Origin of the sequence: Saltatorellus ferox, from assembly GCA_007751475.1 — a bacterium.
In the GTDB taxonomy this organism is placed as follows: domain Bacteria; phylum Planctomycetota; class UBA1135; order UBA1135.
Window position 1 is genome coordinate 1184545 of sequence record CP036434.1, and the last position, 22197, is coordinate 1206741.

Here is a 22197-nt window from a genome sequence, read left to right on the forward strand (position 1 = left end):
CCCGGCTTCCCTGCGAACCACGGCATGGGCGAAAGTGCCGGAAGGACCGTCAAGCTCGAGGGCGCCTCTCTGGCCCGGCGTCCCCGTGGCCAGGGGCGAACGACCGCCCGGGCCTGTATGCTTGTGGTCCTCATGGCTTCAGGATCGAGAATTGGACGAACGGAGCGGGTGGCCCCGGGAGGTTCTCTTTCGGGGCTCCTGGGCTTCCTGATGGCGGTAGCAGGCTGGGCGATTTCCTGCGCAGGCAGCGCCGCTCCGCCCGAGCAAGACGATTTGCCCCATGGCATCAAGCACGTGGTCGTGATCAGCGTGGATACCCTTCGCGCCGACTTCCTGAGCTGCTACGGGCACGAGTACGTGAAGTCCCCGACGATCGACGGGTTCGAAGAAGAAGGAGTGCGCTTTTCGCAGGTAATGAGCGCCGCACCGACGACCCTGGCGTCCCACACGTCGCTTTTCACGGGCAAGTACCCGCACAGCCACGGCGTGCCGCGGAACGGCTACGAGGTGCCGGAGGCGAACGAGATGCTCGCGGAGGTCCTCGCTCGGTTCGGGTTCACGACGGCTGGCTTCGTGGGGGCCGCCCCCCTCGATACGGACGTGATGTTCCACCAGGGGTTCGAGGAGTACGACGCGCAGTTCACCCTGGTGGAGGACGTGCGTGAGGGGATCTACCAGCGGTCGGCGCCAGAGGTCAATGCTGCGGCGCTTGCGTGGCTCGACGAAATCGACCTGAAGCGTCACGACAGGCTGTTCCTTTTTCTGCATTACTTCGACGTTCACGCTCCCTATTCGGTCCCCGCGCCGTTCGGCGGCATGTACTCGAGCCACGCATCGGACCACGGCGCACTGGCGGCGATCGACACGTCGATGGAGGGGTTCAAGGTCGTTCGAAAGGAGCTGATGGAAGAGGCGAGGCGCCTGAGTCCTGGCAAGCAGCGCCAACCTCCGGAGGAAGGGTTCGCCGAGCGCCTTCGGGAGAGCGGAAGCGCGGCCGTTCGCGCGGCCGACGCCATGATCGCCGAGTACGCAGCGGGCGTGACCTGGACCGATCACCACCTGGGCGAGCTATTCGTGGCCCTGAAGGCCCGCGGCCTCTGGGAGGAAACGCTGATCGTGATCACCGCTGACCACGGGGAGACGCTCTACGACCACACGAACCTCTTCAATCACGGAAACTCGGTCTTTGCTTCCGAGACCCACGTCCCGTTGCTCGTCCGTTTTCCCGGCGGCCAGTTTGCTGGACGAACGATCGACGCGCCCGTTTCGAACGTCGACGTGATGCCCACGGTGCTCGATCTACTCGAGCTTCCGGCGCCCACCGAGGTGGAGGGCGTCTCTTTGAAGCCGCTGATCGAGGGCGAGGCGCTGGACCGCGGTCCGATCTTCAGCGAAGCCACCAAGCCCTACGACAAGCTGAACTTCAACGCTGACCCTCTTTGGAAGAACCAGGGCAAGTACCAGGCCGTGCGGGTCGGCCGCTACAAGTATCTGTTTCGCTTACCCGACAACAAGTTCCGCCTGTACGACATGGAGTCGGACCCGGACGAGGAGAAGAACCTACTTCGGGAAGGAGCTGATGCGCCCGCTGGCGTGAAGGCCATCGAGGAACGCCTGGACGGGATCCTTCGCGGGTGGAGAGCGAGCGCGGCGCCGCTGGCGGCGGAGCAGAGCCTCTCCGATTCCCAGCGCCGGGCCCTGGAGGCTCTCGGCTACTCAGGTGCCGGTGACGTGGATGGGAACGGTGGGCCAGAACGGAAATAGCGGGGCTCGACACTTCCGGTGAAATGGTGCCGGTTCCCATCCGAATCAGGTCGCTCTGGCCGTTCATCCGCTCCACTCGATCCATTCGATGCCCCACACGACTGCTTTTTTCGTCACCCTGCTCACGCTCTTCGCCCCCCTGGCTCAGGGACAAGAAGCCACTGCTGTGCAAGAGCCGCCAGCGCTTTCGGTGGCCCGCCCGGTCGAGGCGACTCTCGCCGCAGGAGAGGGCGACAGCTATTTCCTCGAAGCGGCTGCTGATCAGTTCGTGTCCGGCGTGGCGGATCAAGAAAGCGTGGATGTGATCGTCCGCGTCTTCGGGCCCGACGAGGCCCAGCTCGCGGAGTTCGACGGTCCGTCCCGGGGGCCAGAGCGATTCACGTTCGAGACCGAGGTCGGAGGGCGCTACCGAATCGAGGTGACGCCCTTCGAGCAAGAGGAAGGCCGCTATACTCTGACGCTCGAGACATTGGAGCCGCTGGCTACCGGAGGTCCGGGCCGCGTCGATCAGCTCATGGCGGCCTACTCGGGTGCCGGGACACCGGGCGGCGTGATCGGCGTCATCCGAGGCGGAGAGGTTCTGTTCGAGAAAGCCTACGGGATGGCCAATCTGGTGCACGAGGTACCGTTCTCGGTACAGACGCCTTCCAACCTGGGTTCGACTTCGAAGCAGTTCACGGGCTTCGCGATCGCGCTGCTCGAGGCAGAGGGCCTGTTGTCCTTCGACGACGACGTTCGGAAGCACATCCCGGAGCTGCCTGACCTCGGCGAGGTGGTCACGCTCCGCCACCTGCTCACGCATACGAGCGGCTACCGTGAATTCCTGAACACCCTCGCCATGGGAGGTCGCCGTCTGGACAGGGGAGATCACATCGATCGGGTGGAGCTGATCGAGGTGGTCCAGCGCCAGCCCAGCCTGCAGAACCCTCCAGGTGCTGATTGGAACTACAACAACACGGGCTTCGGGCTCCTGACCGTCATCGTCGAGCGCGTCACGGGCGAGACGTTCCCGGACTGGATGAAGGGCCACGTCTTCGAGCCGCTCGGGATGACTCACACGGTGGTCCGTGCGGAAAACAATCAGATCATCCGTGGCAGCGCCCAGGGCTACGGTCCGGGCCCGGGGGGATTCCAGAACATGGAAGACCTCGGTGGCGCGATGGGAGCGGGTGCCATCTACTCCACGGTCGGCGATCTCGCCAAGTGGATGCGGAACTTGCAGACCGGCGAGCTTGGCGGCGCGGACGTGTTGCTGGCGATGACGACGCCTTTTGAATTGACGTCGGGCAAGTCCACGGGCTATGGGTTCGGCCTCTTCATCGACCAGCAGGGAGGATTGCGTCGATTCCAGCACGGCGGCGCAGACACCGCGCATCGCGCGATGCTCATGGTCTTCCCGGACATCGAGGGCGGGGTGGTCGCCCTCAGCAACAATGCGGGCTTCGACTCCGCGAAGATCGCAGACCAGATGGCTGAGGCGTTCTTCGGGGATGAGATGAAGCAAGACACGGTGGTCGAGGTCGCTCCAGCGGAGGCCTCGGCCGAGGCAGCGAGCGCGTTCGATCCCACGGACTACGACCCCGTGGACTTCGAGAAACTCGCCGGTCGCTATGAGCTGGAAGAGGCGCCGGGCTTCGTGCTCGCATTTACCAGCGACGTCGAGGGCCTCCACACGCAAGCGACGGGTCAGCCGCGGCTGGATATCGTCCCGACCTCCCCTCTCAGCTTCAAGATCCAGGGTGTCGAGGCCGAGGTGGTGTTCGAGGTGAGTGGTGCCGGCGAGTGCACCGGGCTCGTCCTCCATCAGAACGGTGCCCATCGAGCGAAGCGTTTGACGGAGGCAGCGTGGGCGCCGACGAGCGAGCAGATGGCGGCGTATTCGGGCCGCTACTTCAGCGAGGAGCTAGAGACCTTCTATTCCATCGAGGTGGAAGGGGATCGGCTCATGCTTCGCCGGCGCCGCCAGGTGGATGCCTCGCTCATGCCAGCCGAGGAGCACGTGTTCGTCGGACCGTCTCAGTCGAAGCTCACGTTCGTTCTCGGCGACTCCGGAGAAATCACCGGCTTCGAAGTATCGGCTGGAAGGACGAGAGGCGTGACGTTCCAGCGTGTGAACTGAGGGTGGGTTGCGTGCGGACGGGGGCCGCGGTGCCCCGTCCGCACGCTCGATAGCTCGACTGCAACGTCAGCGTGCGTTTGCGCGCGGACTGGAGCCGGAAGGCGTGCGCCGTGATGGAAGTTTTAGCCAGGATGGAGGCGACCGTGAATGGTCCCGGAGAGGCTCTTCTCGATCGACCTGGCGCACGCGTGCCCGATCAGTGGCCAAGCCTCTCGCCCCATGCAAAACACCCTCGAAGCGCGCACGAGTGTCCGTATACGCGTTCACTACCCGGCCAATCAGGGAAAGATCACGCTCCGAACGGACGCCGACTGGGACCAGGACGTTCAGCCCATCGGGGTCAGCGACGAGGGCCGCTCACACACGTTCGAGCTCTTTCCCGATAGCCCCTTCGTGTACTACAAGGCGCTGTTGCATGCCGAGGGAGAGCCGCGCTGGTCGGCTGGCCCCAATCGTCTCGCCACCTCCGGGGCGGCTCGCGATCACGATTCGTTTCCCTACTTTCAGCCATCCGGAGCGCAGCTCACTCCGCTGGAGGAATTGAGTTCGGAGCATGGAACCTGGTCCATCCGGGCTTTCCTGCCCCCGGGCTACGACGAGAACACCTGTCACCGCTATCCGGTGCTCTACATGCAGGACGGTCACAATCTCTTCCATCCCGAGGAGTCGGCCGTCGGCCAGGAGTGGGATGTCCAGGATACCCTTCACCAGCTGGACATCATGACCAGCATCGAGCAGGTGATCGTGATTGGCGTCTACCCGTCGGATCGCATGCGCGACTACACGCAAGCGGGCGGCGGGGCCTATCGTCAGTTCCTGGTAGAGACGCTCGTTCCGCACGTAAACGCGACATACCGAACGCTGGAAGGCCCCGAGCACACCGCCATCCTCGGCTCCTCGCTGGGGGCAGTCGCGGCACTGGATTGCGCCTGGTCGCACCCGGAACACTTCGGCATGGCAGGCTGTCTGTCGGGGACCTTTGGCTACGACGACACCCTGGCCACGAGGGTCCTCGAAGGCCCGCGACCCGAGCTCCGGATCTACCTCGACAGCGGATGGCCACGCGACAACTTCGAGGTGACGCGCGACATGCGCGCGCGCCTGGTCCGCGCAGGATTCGTGGAGGGAATCGATCTCGTCTACCACGCGTTCCCCGGAGCGCGCCATAGCGAGGCGGACTGGGGCGACCGCGTCCACCTGCCGCTCCAGTATTTCTTCGGCCACCGTCCCGAAGCCAGATCCCACGCCGGCGCGTTCGACGATCCAGCCTGAGGCCAGCGCACCTCATGCGCTTTCCATGGAGGCTTGAGACCCACCGCGCAAGCTCCCCCTTCCACCAACCTCACCCTCCGAACCCATACGAATTGCCATGAGTGACCAGAAAAAAGCCAAGGAAGCCGACGCACCCTCGATCGAGCTCGGCGACCGCTCCCAAAAGACGACCCCGGAGCAGGACATCCCCACGACGCGCGCCGACGTCGATGGAGAAAAGACCGACGGCTTCAAAGAAACGAAGCGCACCGGCTACGGAAACTCCTGAACGCCCCCCAGCCGGAACAAACGGACCAGGTCCGTCCATTCCGGAACAAACGGACCAGGTCCGTCCATTCCGGAATGGACGGACCTGGTCCGTTTGTTGGAAAATTCGATCGCTCTGCGACCTGGCAGCCCGGGGCCACCGGCCGTCGTCTCTCCGCGGACGATGACCCGTCCATCCGCCGTGACGATCACGCAGCCGATCACGATCCAATCGAGTCCCGAGCTCCCCGCCGGCAGCCCGACCTCCGGGACCACCTCGTCGTCGAGCCACACGGTGTCGAAGGTCTGAGAGCCCGCGTTCTGGGCGACGTAGGCGGGCCTGACTGCCACGGGCGAGGGGGAGCGAAGGCTCACCCGCTGGACGCCCACGAGGGCCTCCGGGCGGCGCAGGATCCGTGGTCCTGGGGGGCTCCTGGTCGGAGAGTTCTCCGTAGAGGTGGGGCCTCAGAACGTCTCTGAGAACTTCTGCGCGTAGGATCCATGGCACAGGAACCACCTGTCTGTGACATGAAAGATCACAACGCCAGCGCAGATTCCGCTCGCCGCCGCCTGGGTCGGCTCCTTGACCATGCCGATTGGCTTCACGGACTGGCGCGGCAGGTCGTCCAGGACGGAGACGAGGCCGAGGACGTTCTTCAGGAAGCTCTCGTCGTTGCCAGCGGCGCATCGGTGCCTGCAGGCGCTCCGGAGCGAGCGTGGCTGGGTGGCGTCCTGAAGAACGTGGCGCGCGGGCGTCGGCGACGGCGCACGAAACAATGGGAGCGTGAGCAGAGGGTCGCAGCGGAGCGCGATCGCGCGACACCGAGTGTCGCCGACGACGCTGCCAGGCTGGAGCTCCAGAGGCGCCTGCTCGGCCACGTCGAAACGCTGCCCGACGCCCAGCGGAGTGCGGTTCTGGCCCGCTTCTACGACGGGTTGCCGCCGCGAAAGATCGCCCAGCGCGACGGCGTCTCGGTCTCCACCGTGAACAGCCGTATTCAGAGGGGGCTGGAGTTGCTTCGAACGCGTTTGGATGCGGAGCACGGAGATCGACGCGCGTGGGCCGCGTGGCTCCTTCCGCTGGCTCGGCGCGCACCGGCCGCGGAGGTGCCTGTGGCTGCCCTGGGGCTGGCTGTGGCGGCGGTGGCGCTGATGGCCGCCGGGGCGACCTGGGCGCTGATGGCGCCGGGTGGCGACGCTCGGGTGCCAGGCCTTGCGCTCGTTTCTCCAGAGAAAGGAAAGGCAGAGGTCGGCTCGGAGGAGATCGAACCCACGCCAGCGTCGGGTACGACGGATCGCGTGGCGCTGGTCGCGCCAGCGATTCCGTCCCTTGGGGCGGCTCCGCAGGAGGTTCGCGACAGGCAGCTCAAGGTGCGCGTCGTGGATCCCCAGGGCCGGGCGATCGAGTCCGGCATCCAGGTCGGCGCGAACGCCCGCGTGGAGATGCCGCCGCGCCCGGGGTTCACGCACACGGACCACGACGATCTCCTTGTCGCGAAGCTGGAGGGAGGGAACGCTTCGTTCACGGATCCGTGGAGGAACATGCTCTTCCACGGCGTGGAGAAAGGGCCCGACACCTGGGACCGATTCCAGGTCCACCGCGTCTTCATCGAGGGGCCGGGCCTCGCGGAGTTCGAGCCAGAGGCTTCCCGGGAGGTGGCGTTCTATCCGCTCCAGCCCGACGCCACGGAGGACGTCGAATGCACGCTCGTGCTGCCGCCGCGCGGAGGCCTTCGCCTGGTGGCTCAGGACTTCGATGGGCAGCGTCTCGACGCCGATGGAACGGCGAGCCTCACCTTTCCAGGCGTGGCGCAGCATGACCTCGGTGGGGAGCGGACCTATGCCGCTCCGATCCGGTCGGGGATCGCCGAATGGACGGACTTCGCGATCGGTCGCAGGCCCTTCGAGATCCGAATCGACGTTCCGTCCCTGGGGGCGTCATGGACCACGTATGGGACCGGTCCGGAGCGCGACCTCGAGGTCGTCACGGTGAAGAGCCAAAGGCCCCGGCGTCCGGCCGTCACGGCGAGGCTTGTCGATAGGCGAGGGAAGCCCCTGGAACTCGATCGGGTCGAACTGCAGCTCACGTCGCCGGGGCTGGCGCTCTACGTCGGTCGGAGCCTGATCGCGAGCTCCGGTCCGGATGGACGGATTCGATTCGAATTGCCTGTGGACGGCCAGGACAGCGGAGCTCTCCCTCCCCTGGCGATGCACTCACTGCGCGTGTCGGTGGAGGGAGCGGACGGCCAATATCGGCAAGCGGTGCACGACGCGATTCGCCTCTGGAAGAGTCCCCCGGGGAGCTACGAGCTGGGCGCTGATCTCGGTGACGTCCTTCTTCGCTTCGAGCGAAGGGCCGAGCTCCACGGACTCGTGCTGGACGAGCAGCATCGTCCCGTGGCGGGCGCCGAGGTGTCACTGTCGACCCCAGGCGCCCAGGGGTTCGGAGCGATCCCAACGGATGCCTCCGGCGCCTTCACTCTTTCCGCGCCCGCCAGATCAGGCTCCATCCTCCAGGTCGACGTGCCGGACGGGCCCTACATGCGGTACGAAGAGGAGCTCCAGCAGGGCACGGAAGAGCTGCTCATCGTGCTGACGCGCGGATCTCGCTTCGAGGGCAAGATCGACATGGGAGGCTTCAACTTCCCCGAGCGCGCCTTCACCATCGTTCTGGCCCACGACACGCAGACCGAGTTGCGTAGGTACTTCTGGCCCGATCAGATGGGGGCCTTCGGCGGCGGGCCGGTTCCGCCGGGCGACTACACCGCGACGGTCAATTGTCAGGGAGGGCAGGCCCTGGCGACGTTCGCTGGGATTCACTTCGGCGAGTCGGGAACAGTGACGGACGAGCGCCTCAACGGCCTGAGGCTCTCCGACTACTTTCGCGAAGTGGCCGTGACCTGGTCCGCCAGCGAACGGCGCTGGTCACCGCAGTTCATCGTCGAGCCACTCGACCGGTCCGGCAGGTTCACGTTCGTCCTCATCGGCTTCCTCAAGGACGGACTGATCCTGCCCACCAGGATTCCTGCCGCGGTTCGATTCACGATCGGCGAGGACCTGGTTCGAATCGAGGACGTCTCCACGATCGGTGAGAAGTTGCACGTGACCTTCGGGGGCGCGATCGATCTCTCGCTGCAGATCGAAGGTGAGCCCCTGCCGGCGAAGCAGTACTCCCTGGAAGGCGTGGAGGGGACGAGTACCGCCGGGTACCTCACCACTCTTCCACAGGACGCGCTTCGGAGCGGAACGGTCGCGGCACGCGTCCCGCTGCCGGGCAGCTATCGAATTTTTGTTCGAGAGATCGGCCGTCTGGGAAACGGAGGCGTGATGTTTCAGTCGGTCAGCTCCACCCCGCTCGGAGACCCCTTCGAGGTGCGACCGCCCGACGAAAGAGGGACACTGCAGATCGTGCCGGTTTCCCTCTGAAAGCTGCCTCTTCGCTCGCCTCGATCAGCGATTCAGGTGTCGGATCGTCGTCGAGTTTCGCCATCAGGCCTCATCCCGGCGCTGGCGCAGGGAAGTGAGTCTCCGTAGGCTGCCCGCCAGTTCGCATAGGCTCCGCTACCCCAACCATCTCTGTGCGGGTGACAAGGCGGGAGGCTGAGGCTACTGGCGCCTTCTCGCCAGCTCAGTTCGCCCCTTCCCAGCTCTTCCACCAGCTCTTGAACAGACTGTACTGCTGCTCCACGAACGCCTTCTGGCTCGCCGACAGTGCATCCGTTTCGTTGAAGTGCAGGCGGTACTGCTCCTCGCCGTTCAGCACGAGCAGGTACTTGTAGAACAGCACGAGGTCCGGGCCCTCGTCGAACGTCGAGAGCACCAGGAGAGCGGACTCCAGCTCCTTCGCCAGCCGCCGCGCCTTCGCGTCTCCGGCCTGGGCCTCCTTGCAGAGTTCGATCATGCGGAGCACTTCTTTCGGGAGCGCGTTGCCGATGCCCGTGATCGCGCCCGTCGCGCCGCAGTTGACGTAGCCGTGGAAGACCTGGGTGTCGACGCCGACCATCAGGGTCAGCGCGTCATCGGCACCCGTGATGTGCTCGGCCGCGTAGCTCAGGGACGCGGAGCCGCCGAACTCTTTGAAGCCGATCAGGTTCGAGAACTCCGCGCGCAGGTCGAAGAAAAGGTCCGCGCGGGTTTCGAAGCCGTAGTAGGGGCTGTTGTAGATCACCGCCGGCGTTTCGGGGGCCGCGCCGAGGATCGCCGCGAAGTGCGCGCGCTGGGCAGCCGGAGACGTGCCGCGCGAGAGCACGCGCGGGATCACCATCAGCCCTGCGGCGCCGACGGAGGCGGCGTGCTTCGCGTGGGCCACGGCCGACGCCGTGTTGATGGCGCCGGTTCCGACCACCACAGGGACGCCCGCCTTCGCGAGGGCGGCGACGCCCTCCTGGCGCTGGGCGTCCGTCAGGAGCGGCCAGTCGCCCATCGAACCGCAGTACACCATCCCGGTCATGCCGGCCGCCATCAGCTCCTGGCCCTTGGCGACGAGCGCGTCGAAGTCCGGCGTGCGGTCCTTCTGGCACGGGGTCATGAGCGCGGGGATACAGCCTTCGAAGACGCTGGACGTGGGGGTGGTGGAGGCCATGGGAGAAACGGGTGGGGGGGGAGTGGTGAGAATCAGTCGCCCTGCCGCACGGAAGCGATCATCGCTTCCATCACGGGGCGCTGGGACTGGATGTGGTGCCCGAGCGCCGCGCGGGCCTTCGCCCAGCGCCGCGCCCGCGCGTGCTCGAGGATTTCGACGTGCTGGGCGGCCATCTCGGCCACCACGCGCGCGCCCAGCGCCGCGTAGTCGAAGAGCGCGTTGTAATAGCGCCCGTTCGAGGCGAAGAACGCCTCGATGTAGCGGTTGCCCGACTGCTTCACGAAGTACGCGTGCAGCGTGTTGTCGATCGCGCCGCGCTGGACCGCGGGCGCGCCGTTGCCTTCGATCATTCGCTCGACGTCTTCGGGGTCGAGGGACGCGCGCCCGAGGTCGAGGGCTTTCACCTCCAGCGTTTCGCGGATGTCGAGGTACGCGTCCATCTCGTCCTGATCGAAGCGCGGGACGCGCCAGCCGCAGCGCGGCACGTGCTCCAGCAGGCCGCCGCCCGCGAGCCGCTGGAACGTGCTGCGCACGAGCGAGCGGCCGATGCCGTGCTGCTCCGCCATGGCCTCCTCGCGCACGAACGGGTCGACGCCGTCCTGGAGACCGTGCTGCCGCAGACTCAGCAAGATGATCTCCCGACCGATCGCCGCGTCGTGATCCACGGGCGGCATCGGCCGAGGCGCGGACTTCGCACGCGGGCTCCGAGCCCGCGCCGTCGCGCCGAGCTGCAGCCGCCCGTTCTCCTGCTTGACGAGCAGCTTGCGCTCGATGAGCCCATCGAGCGCCGCCCGCACCGGCGTCAGGCTCACGTCGTACATCCCGGCGATGCTCGAAAGCGTCAGCCGGTCAGGCAGGTCGGAGCCGGAGCGAATCCGGGACTCCAGGTCCTGCTCGATGTACTCGGAGATATTCACGGACAAGGGCAGCTCGCGCTAGAGAGCGCCGTGGCTCCAGTTCCCGTCCACGTTGCGCCAGACGCCGCCCGGGTTCTCGTCCCGGAGCGACGCCGGCAGACGATGCGGCCGTACGTTGTCATAGCACTGCAGCATCGCGAAGCGCGAGATCGAGCCCGGCAGACCGACGGCCGTGAAGCCCGGATGCGACGTCGCCGGGAACGGACCGCCGTGGTTCATGGCCGGGGAGACCGCGACGCCCGTGGGCATCTTGTCGTTGATCAAGCGTCCGACGCGCGCCCGAAGTTCGGGCGCAATCGCGTCGTAGCTGGCATCGTCGGAGCCGTCGGTGGCGGAGTAGACGCAGCCCGTCAGGTTGCCTTCCAGGGAGCGGATCACGCTCTTCGTCTCGTCGGTGGAGGACGTGCGCACGATGAGCGTCGCGTTGCCGAAGGCCTCGGACTGGAGCTTCTCGGGCGCCTCCAGGAACTGCGCTCCGGTCGCCTCGAGGACGGTGTTCTCGTAGGAGAACCCGCTCGCATCGGCCGCGGGCTTCCCGCCCGCGAGCACCTTGGCGCCCGCGGACTTGAGCCCATCGACCGACTCGCCGAGCCCCTCGAGTCCGCTCTTCGAAAACAGCACGCCGGGCTGGGCAGCGGCGAAGCGCTTCGTGACGTCGGCCACGAACGCCTGGGCCGCGGGTGACTCCTGGACGATCACGAGCCCGGGGTTCGTGCAGAACTGGCCCGTGCCCATGAGGCAGCTGCCGGTGAACTCCTCGGCCAGCGCCGCGCCGCGCTCCTCCAGCGCCTTGGGCAGAATCACGACCGGGTTCACCGAGCCGAGTTCCAGGTAGATGGGCTTGCCCGCCGCGTCGGCATGGGCCTTGAGCGCGAGACCGCCGCGGCGCGAGCCCGTGAACGCGATCGCCGCGAGGCGCGGGTCCTTCACGAGGCGCTCGCCGTCGGCGAAGTCGAGGTTGTAAAGGAGCTGGACGGTGGCGGCGGGCAGGCCCGCCTCTTCGACGGCCTTCTGCGCCTCCTGGGCGAGGATCTGCGTGGTGCCCGGGTGCAGCGGGTGCCCCTTGGCGATCACGGGGTTGCCCGCGGCGATCGCCGCGGCGAAGTCGCCGCCCGAGATGCTGCCGAAGGCCAGGGGAAAGTTGTTCGGGCCGAAGACCGCGACCGGGCCGATGGGGCCGAAGCGCGTGCGGATGTTGGCCGCGGTGTCGATGATGGGGCGGGTCCAGTGCTCGTTGCGCGCGGCCTCGGCGGCCTGGCGGAGCTGGCCCGTGGTGCGAGGAAGCTCGACGGCCGCGAGCCGCGGGGCGACCGGGAGCGCCGTCTCCTTCGACGCGAGCTCGCTGATCTCGTCGGCGCGCGCCTCGATCCGGGCTGCGTAGCCCTCCAGGAACGCGGCGATCTTCGCGGGCTCGACGGTGCGCAGCTCCACGGCGGCCGCTTGCGCTGCGTCCAGCGCGGCGTCGCAGTCGGACCAGCGGCTCGTCGGGTACTCGCCAGGGAGCGCCTCGCCGGTGCGGGGGTCGTGGGCGCTGAAGGTGCCGCTGGCGTCGGCGGGGCGCCAGGTTCCGGCGATCAGGACGTGGGACTGGGACATGGTGGTAGGCGCGGGACGCGGGTGAGAGTCAGGGGCGGGGTGCGGCAAAGTTGTCTTTGTCGACAAAGTACAAAGTTGCCGCTGGTCGCGCCGGGGAAAACTCGGCGATAATGGCGTCCGTGAAGACACACAAACCCATGCCACCCGAGACGATGGAAGTCATCGACTCGCACACGGGCGGAGAGCCAACGCGCGTCATCGTGGCTGGCGGCCCGGACCTCGGTTCGGGGCCCCTGGCCGAGCGCGTGAAGCGCTTTCGCTCCGACTTCGACCGCGTGCGGACGCGAGCGATGAACGAACCGCGGGGGTCGGAGGCGTGGGTGGGCGCGCTGCTCTGCGAGCCCCACGACGAGAGCTGTGACTACGGCGTGATCTTCTTCAACAACGTCGGCTACCTCGGCATGTGCGGGCACGGGACGATCGGCCTGATCGAGACGCTGCGCCACCAGGGCAAGATCGGCCCGGGGGCCCATCGAATCGACTCGGCCGTCGGTCCGGTGACGGCGGTGCTGCACGGGGATCGGTCGGTCAGCGTCTTCAACGTGCGGAGCTACCGGCACGCAGCGGGCGTCCGGGTGTCGGTGCCCGGGGTGGGGGACGTGACCGGCGACGTCGCGTGGGGTGGGAACTGGTTCTTCCTGGTGACGAGCGCGCCGCCGTGCGCGCTGGAGATCGGGAACGAGCCGCAGCTCAAGGCCGCGGCCGTCGCGATCCGCGACGCGCTGGTGGCCCAGGGCATCACCGGAAAGGACGGCGGCCTCATCGATCACATCGAGTACTTCGGCCCCGCCGGCGACCCCGCGAACCACAGCCGCAACTACGTGCTCTGCCCCGGCGGCGCGTACGACCGCTCGCCCTGCGGCACGGGGACGAGCGCGAAGCTCGCCTGCCTCGCCGCCGACGGCAAGCTGGCACCGGGCGAGGTCTGGCTGCAAGAGAGTCTGATCGGTAGCGTGTTCCAGGCGAGCTTCGAGACTGCGCCCGAGGTCGACGGGATCGCTGGCATTCTCCCCGAGATCCGCGGAAGCGCCAGCATCAGCGCCGTGTCCACGCTCGTCTTCGATCCGCGCGATCCCTTTCCGGACGGTATCCCCACATGATTCAGACTTCGAGCTCCGTGGCCAAAGCGGCAGCGCGCGGCGCGGCCTCGCCGGGCGACCACGTGGCTGTGATCGGCGGCGGTGTCATCGGCGGCATGAGCGCGTGGTACCTCGCGCGAGCCGGGTACCGCGTGACCGTGATCGAGCGGGACGCGTTCGGCGCCGCGTGCAGCCACGGCAACTGCGGCTATATCTGCCCGAGCCACATCCTGCCGCTGTGCCAGCCCGGCGCGGTCACGAAGACGATGCGCGCGATGCTCAAGCCCAACTCGCCGTTCGCGGTGAAGCCGCGGCTGTCGAAGAGCTTCGTCTCGTGGTTCTGGAACTTCACCCGCAGCTGCAACGAGCGGGACATGATGGAGACGGGTCGCGCGCTGCACGGGCTTCTGCAGTCGTCGCTGTCCCTGTACCGTGAGCTCGTGAATGACGACGGGGTCGATTGCGAGTGGCAGGAGCATGGGCTCCTCTTCGTGCACGACGACGCGAACGCCTTTCAGATGTACGCGGAGACGGATCGGATGCTGCGCGAGGAGTTCGGCGTCGGCGCCACCCCCTACGACGGCGAGTCGGCGCTCGAGCTGGAGCCCGCGCTGAAGCCGGGCATCGCTGGCGCGTGGCACTACGAAGGCGACTGTCATCTGCGGCCCGACAAGCTGCTGGAGGAGATCCGCCAGCGACTCGAGGGCATGGGCGTCGAGTTCCTGGAGTCGACGTCGGTGGAGAGCTTCGAGAAGGGCGGACCCGCGGGCGGAGCTTCGCGCGTGGTGGCGAAGAACGGCGCCGGCGAGCGCATCACCGTGGACGCGGATCACTTCGTCGTCGCGACAGGTGCCATGACCCCGTTCTTGAACGAGCACCTCGGCGTGCGCATCCCGATCGAGCCGGGCAAGGGCTACTCGATCACGATGACGAAGCCGGGGCGGATGCCGAAGTACCCGCTGATCTTCGAGGACAGCCACGTCGCGGTCACTCCGATGGAGACGGGCTACCGAATCGGCTCGACGATGGAGTTCGTCGGCTACGACACCAGCATCAACCAGAAGCGCCTCGGGCTCCTGACGGCGGCGGCGGAGAAGCACCTCGTCGATCCGCTCGGTCCCGAGGTGACGGAGGAGTGGTACGGCTGGCGCCCGATGACGTGGGACGGGCGTCCGATCATCGATCGGAGCCCGGCCCATGCGAACGTGTGGATCGCCGCGGGCCACAGCATGCTGGGCCTCAGCATGGCGACGGGCACGGGGCGACTGGTGACGGAGATGATCGGCGGCGGCGAGACGCACCTGGACCCGGCGCCGTTCCGGGTGTCGCGCTTCCACTGATCGGAGAACGCCCTAGCACATCAGTCCTGGAGCGACACGCGAGGGATGAGCCGACCTTTTCCCTCCATGAGTTCGCGTCGCGTTCCGACCCTGACGTCGTAGGTGCCGGCTGGTCCACAGAAGCGGAAGGCACCGTGACCATCGAGCTGCACAAAGCGCGTCGGCAGGCCGAACGGCGTCCTTCCGAGCGCCACGGGTTCGGGGCTGCCGGGTCGGTGGACCGTCAGCCACAGGTCCCTTCTGCGTTCCCCTGGCGTCAGCTCGATTCGCTGTCGTCCATCGAGACTCGGTACGAGCGCGACCCGAAGCTCCATGGGTTCCTCGCCGACCACGAGTCCCTTCATGGGGAGGGTGACCAGGCGTTGGCCGTCCCTCGTCATGGAGCTCACCTCGAGGGTGTGGCTCCCCGGGGCCAGCTGGAATTCGACGGATCCGTCGCGGAGTTCGACCCCGTGGCGCGTGCGTAGCAGGCCGGGATCCACGTCATCGGGCTCCGCGACTTCCGGGAACGAGGCCACCGAGAGATAGGGCGGAGCGGCACCGCCGGCGTCACCGAAATCGAGGGCGAGCTTCACCTTCGTCGTTCCGGGGCGATCGAGACGGATCGCCAGCGGCTCGCCGCTATCGGTTGCCCAGGTAAGAACTTCGGGCGCGAACTGTGGGTGCAGGGCAAGGATCCTGTAGCGCCTGCCCGGCAAGCCCATGAACGTGAACGTCCCGTCCGGACCCACCTCAGGCCTGGTCTGCGTCAGTTCCATGGGCAGGTGCTGAGGATTCGATGAGGTCGGGTCGAGGAGGGTCGCGTACACGCGCGTGCCGCTTGCTTCCCCCTCGGAGACTCGGACCACTCCCTGCACGCGGGTCGGGCTGCCCAGGACGATCTCCAGCGGCTGACCACTCCGGACCTGCTCAGGGAAGACGGCCTCCAGTTCGATCGCACCTTGTGGAGGGGCGACTTGCAGCAGGTAAGGCTGCAGCTCGCCCGTGACCAGCGGGCGAAACTGGAAGCTTCCACTTTCGTCCGTGCTGGCGAAGTCGAAGGTGGAGCTCCCCCCGAGAGCTGTCGGCCAGTACATGCCCAGTAGCACAGAGGTATTCGGAACGGGCAGGCCTTCGACGTCCAGTACCACGCCGTGGATCGACCAGTACCGGGAGTCCTCCAGCCGAACGTTGAGTCTTCCACCCTCGGGGATGACGATCGGAACCGCTCCTTGGGGCAGCGCTGCACCGTCGCTCTTTGGCTCCAGCACCAGCCTCCCTCCCATCATGTGAGAATAAGCGCGCTCATGACCGGTCAGGACGACGAGCCGTTGACCCACGGGGAGGCCCTCGACGACGACCGAACCGTCCTCTCCCCTGGCCTGCTCGAAGTTCTTCGAGTTCGCGAAGTAGAAGCGTCGCCGCGATTCGGAGTAGCTGACGAGCGCCGCGGCCATCTTCGGCGTGTGCTCCGCGTCACCCATCTCGATGCGCAACGTTCCCGCGCGCGCAATGACGAGCTCCGGCACCTGATGATCCTTCCGCGCGAGCTTCGACACCGAGTCCTCGCTGCACATGACCCAGCCAGCCCTCTCGGCAAGGATCGAGCCGCTTCTGCCGAGGGAGGGAATCGAGAAACACCCTTCCCCGTCCGAAAGCACCGCGGGGCGGGGGGGTCCGGACCCCCGGTCGCCGGTGACCTTCACTCCTTCCATCGGGCGACCCTTCAGATCGACCACTCGACCTGTGAACGTGCCGAGCGGGAGACGCACCATCTCGATGGGTTTCTCGAGCGCGCTCCACTCACTCGCGGTGCCTTCCCAGCGGACGGCGGAGTAGACGTCGTCTCCGGGCACCTCGATGACGAGCGGCGCGTCGCTCGTGGACGGGTCCCTGTCCTCCGGCCAGTCATAGGTTCCGTCCTCGCGGCAGGTCGCGGAAACGCTCGCGTCGGGCGCGCCTCCGTAGCCCAGGTCATCGAGCCTTCCTTCCCCGTTGCGGAGGGCATCGATTCGCGACGACAGGGTCGGTGTATCCACCGTGCTCCAGGTGACGATGGCTCCCGGCGACGGTGCTTTCTTGCCGCTCTCCAGGAGCTGCCACACCACACCGTCACCGGACAGGGGCGGTTCGACCGGCGTGACCTCGATGGCGGTGCGACCCTCTTGCACCGTGGGCTCGAGGTGGGGAACGCCCGCTAGGGCCAGGGATGGCGCCTGCGTGGACTCAGCGTCTGGCGAGGTCACCGCCATGGTGGAATCTCCTCTGGCCTGCCGCGCTGCCCGTGGTTCCTCCAACGAGTGCCACAGGGCCGCGCCCGCGCCTGTGGTGACCACCACGAGAGCCGCAGCGATCCAGCCTGCTGCGGTGGTCAGGCTGGCAGTACCGGCTGAAGACGCAGACTTCGGCGGGACCGCCAGCCCCGAGACCGCCGTGAGCCATGCCGCCCGTCCGCCCGACGGCTCCCGATCGAGCTGCTGTCGCAGATCCTCCAGCCCGCGCCCGACGCGTGACCGCGCCGTGCTTGGCGGACAGCCTTCGCGTGCACCGATCTCCTCGTAGGTGAGCCCCTCGTAGAAGCGTGCGATGATGGCGGTTCGCGCGGGTTCGTCGAGCTGGCGCACGAGCCGGAGTAGCGTCGCCGCGATCTCCATCCGCGAAGCCGCATCGGCCAAGTCCGTGACCGCTTCCGGTCGGGCCACGACGGCTTCACGCGCCGCGCGCCTGACGCCTGATCGACGGACGTTGGAGGCGCCGCGACGGAGCACCGTGCTGAGCCACCGGCGCGTCTCCGTCGGATCGGTGGGGGCGCCGCCGCGCTCGACGGATCGAACCCGCGCCATCCACGCGTCCTGGCTGAGATCGTCGGCGAGTCCAGGATCACCTACGAGCGAGCGCGCCAGGTCGCGCAGGAAGGAACCGTGCTGCTCGAGGTCGACGGAAAGGTTCGGAGAGGCGTTCATGCGAGGCACCAGGGTGAAGGATGCGAGACTGGGGTGGGTTCCACCATCCATCACCGCGCTTCGATCCGGGAGCGACGCCTCTCCGGATAAATTCAGGGCATCGCCCATGCGCTCATCGCCTTTGGCGAGGAGCGAGCCACGGGGTTCGTGCTTTCGAATCCTTCTGCCGAGTCCTTGCGCCCTGTTGTCCCATCGCCAGCATGGCGCGCCGGCGGAAGGCGCGGTCGGGAGCCACAGCGGGTGTCCAGGGCGGGTCTTGTCGACTCGCCCCGGGCAGGGTCGGTTCCTCGGACCCGTCAACTCGGCGCGGCAGACCCCTTTCTCACCCGCATGAGCCGATAACATTCTCGGATCTTCGGAGGAATCTGTGGGGGGATGGTGTTTCAGTGGCGTGACGGGCTGGGGATTGGGGCTGGGGGGCTGGGGGGCTGGGCTGCTACCAATGCAACCAAAGAAGGGGCGGGAGCGGAGGGTTGGAGGGGCGCGGCGGCCTTGGGAGGCATGGGGAGTTGTCAGGGGGCGAGCTTGGCCCTGGCCCACGCCTTGTGAGGGGGAGGCAAGAGTGGGCGGCTCGGAGGCGCGGAGTGGGAGTGGGCCGGTGGGAAAGGTCTGCCGAGTATACTGTTTTGGGGTGGGTCGGGGATTTGGCTAAAGTGCCGAGTTCGGGCTTTAAACTGTGGTTTGAAGGCCATTATGGGTTGGATTGGTTGTTCGTTTGAGCTATGATCTTGCATGGCGAAAGCGCGCATGGGGAGGTCGGGTGTCTTGCAGGCCGTGTTTGGTTTTGCGGTGCCGAAGAAGCGGCGTGGGCCGAGGAGGGGGGAGGATTCTCGGGTAGTCCATGGGAGTCGGGAGGAGATGAAGGGCGGTGTGGCCCACGTCACCATCAAGCCGAAGAAGGGGTTTCGGTCTCTTCGGATGGATGAGGAAATGGCGGTGGTGAAGGCGGCGATTGCGCGGGTCAATCGAGGTGGATTGGTTCGCATCGTGGAGTTCTCGGTGATGAGCAACCATGTGCACCTGATCGTGGAGGCGGAGAACTCGGGTGACCTCTCGAAGGGGATGGCGAGTTTGAATACCGGGTTGGGGATGCGTTTGAATCGGCTCTGGGGTCGAGTGAGGCCGGGGAGCGTGTTCGCGGAGCGCTTTCATCTGGAGGTGATCACGTCGCCGACGCAGATGCGGAATGTGTTGAAGTACGTGCTCAGGAACGATGTGCATCACGGGCTCGGGTTGGGGGTCCTGGATCCTTGCTCGAGCGCGATGTCGTTCGGGGGTTTTGCGGAGCGGCGGGGTGCGTCCAAGGTCGACTGCGTGAGCGTGGAGGCGCGGAGCTGGCTCCTGCGGACGGGTTGGATGAAGGGTGGCGGGAGGGGACTGCTCACGATCCACGACATCCCGCGTGTCACCGGGGTTCTCCAGGCGTAGCTCGCGCCTCCGTGGCGACTCCCCCTGTGGCCACCCTCCGGATCGAGCGTCCGGCAAGGGCTCCGCGATCTCCACTCTTCGCCTCCGCGACTCCATGTCTTGCCTTGGTCTCCCAGGGCGGAGGCCAGGGCCAAGCTCGTCATCTCCCGGCCTTCCCATCCCTATGTCGGGCCTGGCCAGATTCAGAACTCCGGTGCTCTCGGTGCGTTCTCCCTGACGGTCGACCTCGCACAGACCCCGCAGCCCAGCGGATTCGTCTCAGAGCGTGTTGCGAAGAGCTCATGCCCGCTAGGCGGAATCAGCTATTCGCGACAGGCCTGGGAGGCACGCGGCGGCAGAGCGCCTACGTGACATCGTGGGGCCTTGCCGGGAGACCGCTTGAAGGACCTGTCCGGCTTCTCCGGAGTCGCTCAGTTCGTCGTCGCGCTGATGCGGCCCAGGTTCTTCGTGAGGCCGACCAGGGCCTGCCAGTTCGTCGCCTCGTTGCTCAGGCCCAGGACCACGCCCGCGTCGAAGACGAGGCTCGGCTGGGGGCTGTAGGTGAAGCCCATCGTGGTGAAGACGTTCTCGCTGTGGGTCGAGGGCACCAGGATCGCCGCGACCTCCGCGAACGCGCCGAATCGATCGGAGAGGGGCGTTCCCAGTGCGATCGCCAGGTTGTGCACGACGTCGGCGGGTCCGTTCGGATCGCCCAGCGCGCCGATGGCGTAGTACGCGACGCCGGAGAAGCGGTCGTAGGACTGTGCGGCGATGCCGGCCAGGGCGGCATCGACCTCGCCGGTGCCGAGCACGGGGTCGTCGGCGGTCGGGATCTTGACGAGCGCCTGGACGGCGAGCGACGCTCGATCCTCGGTCGCCTCGCGGAAGCGATGTCGCAGGGCGAAGACGACGTCGCCGGGACCGTTCTCATCCGTCGCTCCGAGATCGACGCGCCGGTAGGGCGCCACGCCCGCCGAGATCTCCGTTTGATTCGTGACGCCGTACTTCAGCGTGAGCGGGCTGTCGAAGCTGATCGTCGAGTCGCGCACGACGCCGGCCTCCAGTTCGAACCGACCCTCAGGTGTCGTGGACGTGTCAGAGGAGAGCGTCGGCCGCTGGGGCGTGGCCGGGGCGTGGCTGCCGGGAACCGTCGTGCAGGCGGAGAAGATGGCCAGGGCGAACGCGACGGCGAGGGGCTGGGAGAGAGTCGTCATCCCGGGACGATAGCAAAAGAGAAAGCCACCCCACGAAGCGCAGCGAACCGCGATTCATGGGGTGGCTCTCTCTCCTCGCGTCCGATCAGAAGTTCGAGCTCGGGCACCAGCGGAGGCGCGTCAGCGCGCCCGAGCCGGTCAGGTTGATCTGGATGCTCCGGACGTTCTGGATCGGTGCGGCCGGGACGATCGACTGGACCGAGTTGTCGCCGAGCGATCCGATGTCGATCACGTCGAGGGTGGCGCCGAACTCGTCGAAGAAGGTGAACACGTCGCGCTCCAGTGCGTCGACGTCCAGGACGCGGGCGCTGAAGAAGGTCACGTTCTCCGTGAACTCCAGGAGCATCCGGCCGCCCAGGGCCTCGTCATCCGGATCGTCGATCAGGCCGTCGCCGCCTGCGTCGATGTCGTTTTCTGCGATCACGAGCACGAGGCCGAGCGCTTCCGTGTTGCCGAGGCCGTAGCCAGGAGTCTGAAGGTCGAAGTCGCCGCCGGTCGGGTTCTCGGAGTCGAAGAGCACGAGCGCGTCCGGGTGGAAGGGCACGTTGTTCTGGGCCGAGAAGAAGACGCCGAGGTCCGCGTACTGGCCTGTGAGAACGTCACCGGCGACTTCCGGGCGCGGAGCACCGAAGGGGTTCTCGTCCAGGTTCACGAGTAGCGGGCACGGCACCATGCCGAGTCGAGCGAGGGCACCGGAGCCGCCGAGCACGAGCTCGAACCGGCGCACGTTACGCTTGTCGAAGGTGAGCGTCTGAAGGCTGTTGTCCCCGAGGTTCGTCAGCGGGATCGTCTCCAGGCTCATCGTGTCACCGATGTAGAAGCGAAGCTCCGAGAAGTTCGCGTCGTCGATGTCGAGGATCGTGGCCGAGCACATGCGGTAGGGCTCGGCGAAGTCGAAGCGCATCACGCCGCCGGCGGCGTCGTCCGAGACGTTCTCGAGGAGACCGTCGCCGTTCGTGTGGACGAGGGCGTCGGGCATGACGAGGACATGGCCGAGGGCTGCCCCGTTGCCGAAGCCGTAGCCAGGGGTCGCGAGGTCCGTGTCGCCGCCCGAGGGGTTCGCGGTATCGAAGACCGCGACCGTGTTCGTGCTGCTGACCGCAGAGACCGTCATGTTGACGGCGCTCCACTGGTTCGCGATGACCTCACCGACGACCGGCTCGATGACGCCGAGCTTGTAGTTCGGGTCGAAGACCTGGCAGAGGGTGCCGCCCTGGCCCATCAGCGGAAGCCACGAGCCGACGGCGTCGAAGCCGCCGGGCTTGCGGGTCAGGAGATAGAGCTCGACGCCGAAGTTCGCGGGCATCGAAGCGGTCGCACCCAGGGGAATCAGGATCTCGGCGGTACCGAGGCCGTTGAACCGGCCGCCTGCAACGCGGGTCGACTGAGTGAAGTCGAAGGCCGCGTCCTGCTCGAGGCCAGACCAGACCGCGAAGGGAGCGTTGGCGGCGCCGCTGAGGCGAAGCACTGCGTGCATGCCGACGGCGTCCGTCTGGGACCAGGCGGTGATCGACGAGGACTGGGCGGAGGCCACGGCCGAGGTTGCGGCAAGGGCCAAGAGGCCCTGGGCAAGGGAGCGTTGAAACACGGTGGGGGCGATGGGGCGATTCATGGCGGCGGGGGTGATCCATTCGGATCGAAGGGGAAGGACGGCACTTCACCGTCCTGCCCATGTCCCATGCGAAGCGCGTGCCAGGGTCCTGGGGACCCCGGCGGCCC

The 22197-nt window shown here is 67.0% G+C and carries 15 protein-coding genes; 9 read left to right on the forward strand and 6 right to left on the reverse strand.

Annotation, left to right across the window (positions count from 1 at the left end; all coding sequences use genetic code 11):
- The first annotated feature begins 210 nt into the window (after window positions 1–210).
- The 6 genes from Poly30_RS04400 to Poly30_RS04415 all read left to right on the forward strand — a co-directional run bounded on the left by Poly30_RS04400 (window position 211) and on the right by Poly30_RS04415 (window position 8827).
- Window positions 211–1764 (forward strand): sulfatase, encoded by a 1554-nt coding sequence (locus Poly30_RS04400; protein WP_419190940.1) that lies wholly within the window; start codon window positions 211–213, stop codon window positions 1762–1764.
- Window positions 1765–1852: 88 nt separating this feature from the next.
- Window positions 1853–3883 carry a serine hydrolase domain-containing protein gene (locus Poly30_RS04405; RefSeq protein WP_145194812.1) on the forward strand — a complete coding sequence of 677 codons (2031 nt, stop codon included), beginning with the start codon at window positions 1853–1855 and terminating at the stop codon, window positions 3881–3883.
- A gap of 219 nt (window positions 3884–4102) precedes the next feature.
- Window positions 4103–5155 (forward strand): alpha/beta hydrolase, encoded by a 1053-nt coding sequence (locus Poly30_RS04410; protein ID WP_419190941.1) that lies wholly within the window; start codon window positions 4103–4105, stop codon window positions 5153–5155.
- A 97-nt stretch (window positions 5156–5252) separates the two neighbouring features.
- Window positions 5253–5423, forward strand: a complete 171-nt coding sequence (locus tag Poly30_RS28100; protein WP_419190942.1) for a hypothetical protein — start codon at window positions 5253–5255, stop codon at window positions 5421–5423.
- A 162-nt stretch (window positions 5424–5585) separates the two neighbouring features.
- Window positions 5586–5711 (forward strand): hypothetical protein, encoded by a 126-nt coding sequence (locus tag Poly30_RS28105; RefSeq protein WP_419190943.1) that lies wholly within the window; start codon window positions 5586–5588, stop codon window positions 5709–5711.
- A gap of 191 nt (window positions 5712–5902) precedes the next feature.
- On the forward strand, window positions 5903–8827 hold the full coding sequence (locus Poly30_RS04415; protein WP_145194814.1) for a sigma-70 family RNA polymerase sigma factor: 2925 nt from the start codon (window positions 5903–5905) through the stop codon (window positions 8825–8827).
- A 202-nt stretch (window positions 8828–9029) separates the two neighbouring features.
- Here Poly30_RS04415 and Poly30_RS04420 read toward each other — a convergent pair whose 3' ends face one another.
- The 3 genes from Poly30_RS04420 to Poly30_RS04430 are packed head-to-tail and all read right to left on the reverse strand — an operon-like array spanning window position 9030 to window position 12496.
- A complete protein-coding gene (locus Poly30_RS04420) occupies window positions 9030–9983 on the reverse strand; it encodes a dihydrodipicolinate synthase family protein (protein WP_145194815.1) in 954 nt (317 codons plus the stop codon).
- 32 nt (window positions 9984–10015) lie between these two features.
- Window positions 10016–10900, reverse strand: coding sequence for a GntR family transcriptional regulator (locus Poly30_RS04425; protein WP_145194816.1), 885 nt, complete (start codon window positions 10898–10900; stop codon window positions 10016–10018).
- A gap of 18 nt (window positions 10901–10918) precedes the next feature.
- Window positions 10919–12496 (reverse strand): aldehyde dehydrogenase (NADP(+)), encoded by a 1578-nt coding sequence (locus Poly30_RS04430; protein WP_145194817.1) that lies wholly within the window; start codon window positions 12494–12496, stop codon window positions 10919–10921.
- 137 nt (window positions 12497–12633) lie between these two features.
- Between Poly30_RS04430 and Poly30_RS04435 the strand changes: the two genes are divergently transcribed.
- Both Poly30_RS04435 and Poly30_RS04440 read left to right on the forward strand, forming a co-directional pair.
- Window positions 12634–13596, forward strand: a complete 963-nt coding sequence (locus Poly30_RS04435) for a proline racemase family protein (RefSeq protein ID WP_419191397.1) — start codon at window positions 12634–12636, stop codon at window positions 13594–13596.
- Window positions 13593–14915 (forward strand): NAD(P)/FAD-dependent oxidoreductase, encoded by a 1323-nt coding sequence (locus Poly30_RS04440; protein ID WP_145194818.1) that lies wholly within the window; start codon window positions 13593–13595, stop codon window positions 14913–14915. The genes Poly30_RS04435 and Poly30_RS04440 overlap by 4 nt, the downstream gene beginning before the upstream one ends.
- A 20-nt stretch (window positions 14916–14935) precedes the next feature.
- On the opposite strand, the gene Poly30_RS04445 is transcribed toward Poly30_RS04440, so the two are convergent.
- Window positions 14936–17857, reverse strand: coding sequence for a sigma-70 family RNA polymerase sigma factor (locus Poly30_RS04445; RefSeq protein WP_419190944.1), 2922 nt, complete (start codon window positions 17855–17857; stop codon window positions 14936–14938).
- Between the two features lie 870 nt (window positions 17858–18727).
- Between Poly30_RS04445 and Poly30_RS04450 the strand changes: the two genes are divergently transcribed.
- On the forward strand, window positions 18728–19285 hold the full coding sequence (locus Poly30_RS04450) for a transposase (protein ID WP_419190945.1): 558 nt from the start codon (window positions 18728–18730) through the stop codon (window positions 19283–19285).
- Between the two features lie 410 nt (window positions 19286–19695).
- Here the strand turns inward: Poly30_RS04450 and Poly30_RS04455 are convergent, their stop codons facing one another.
- Window positions 19696–20478 (reverse strand): transporter, encoded by a 783-nt coding sequence (locus Poly30_RS04455; RefSeq protein ID WP_145194821.1) that lies wholly within the window; start codon window positions 20476–20478, stop codon window positions 19696–19698.
- An 85-nt stretch (window positions 20479–20563) separates the two neighbouring features.
- Complete coding sequence (locus Poly30_RS04460; protein WP_145194822.1) at window positions 20564–22090, reverse strand: hypothetical protein; 1527 nt, start codon at window positions 22088–22090, stop codon at window positions 20564–20566.
- Window positions 22091–22197: the final 107 nt, after the last annotated feature.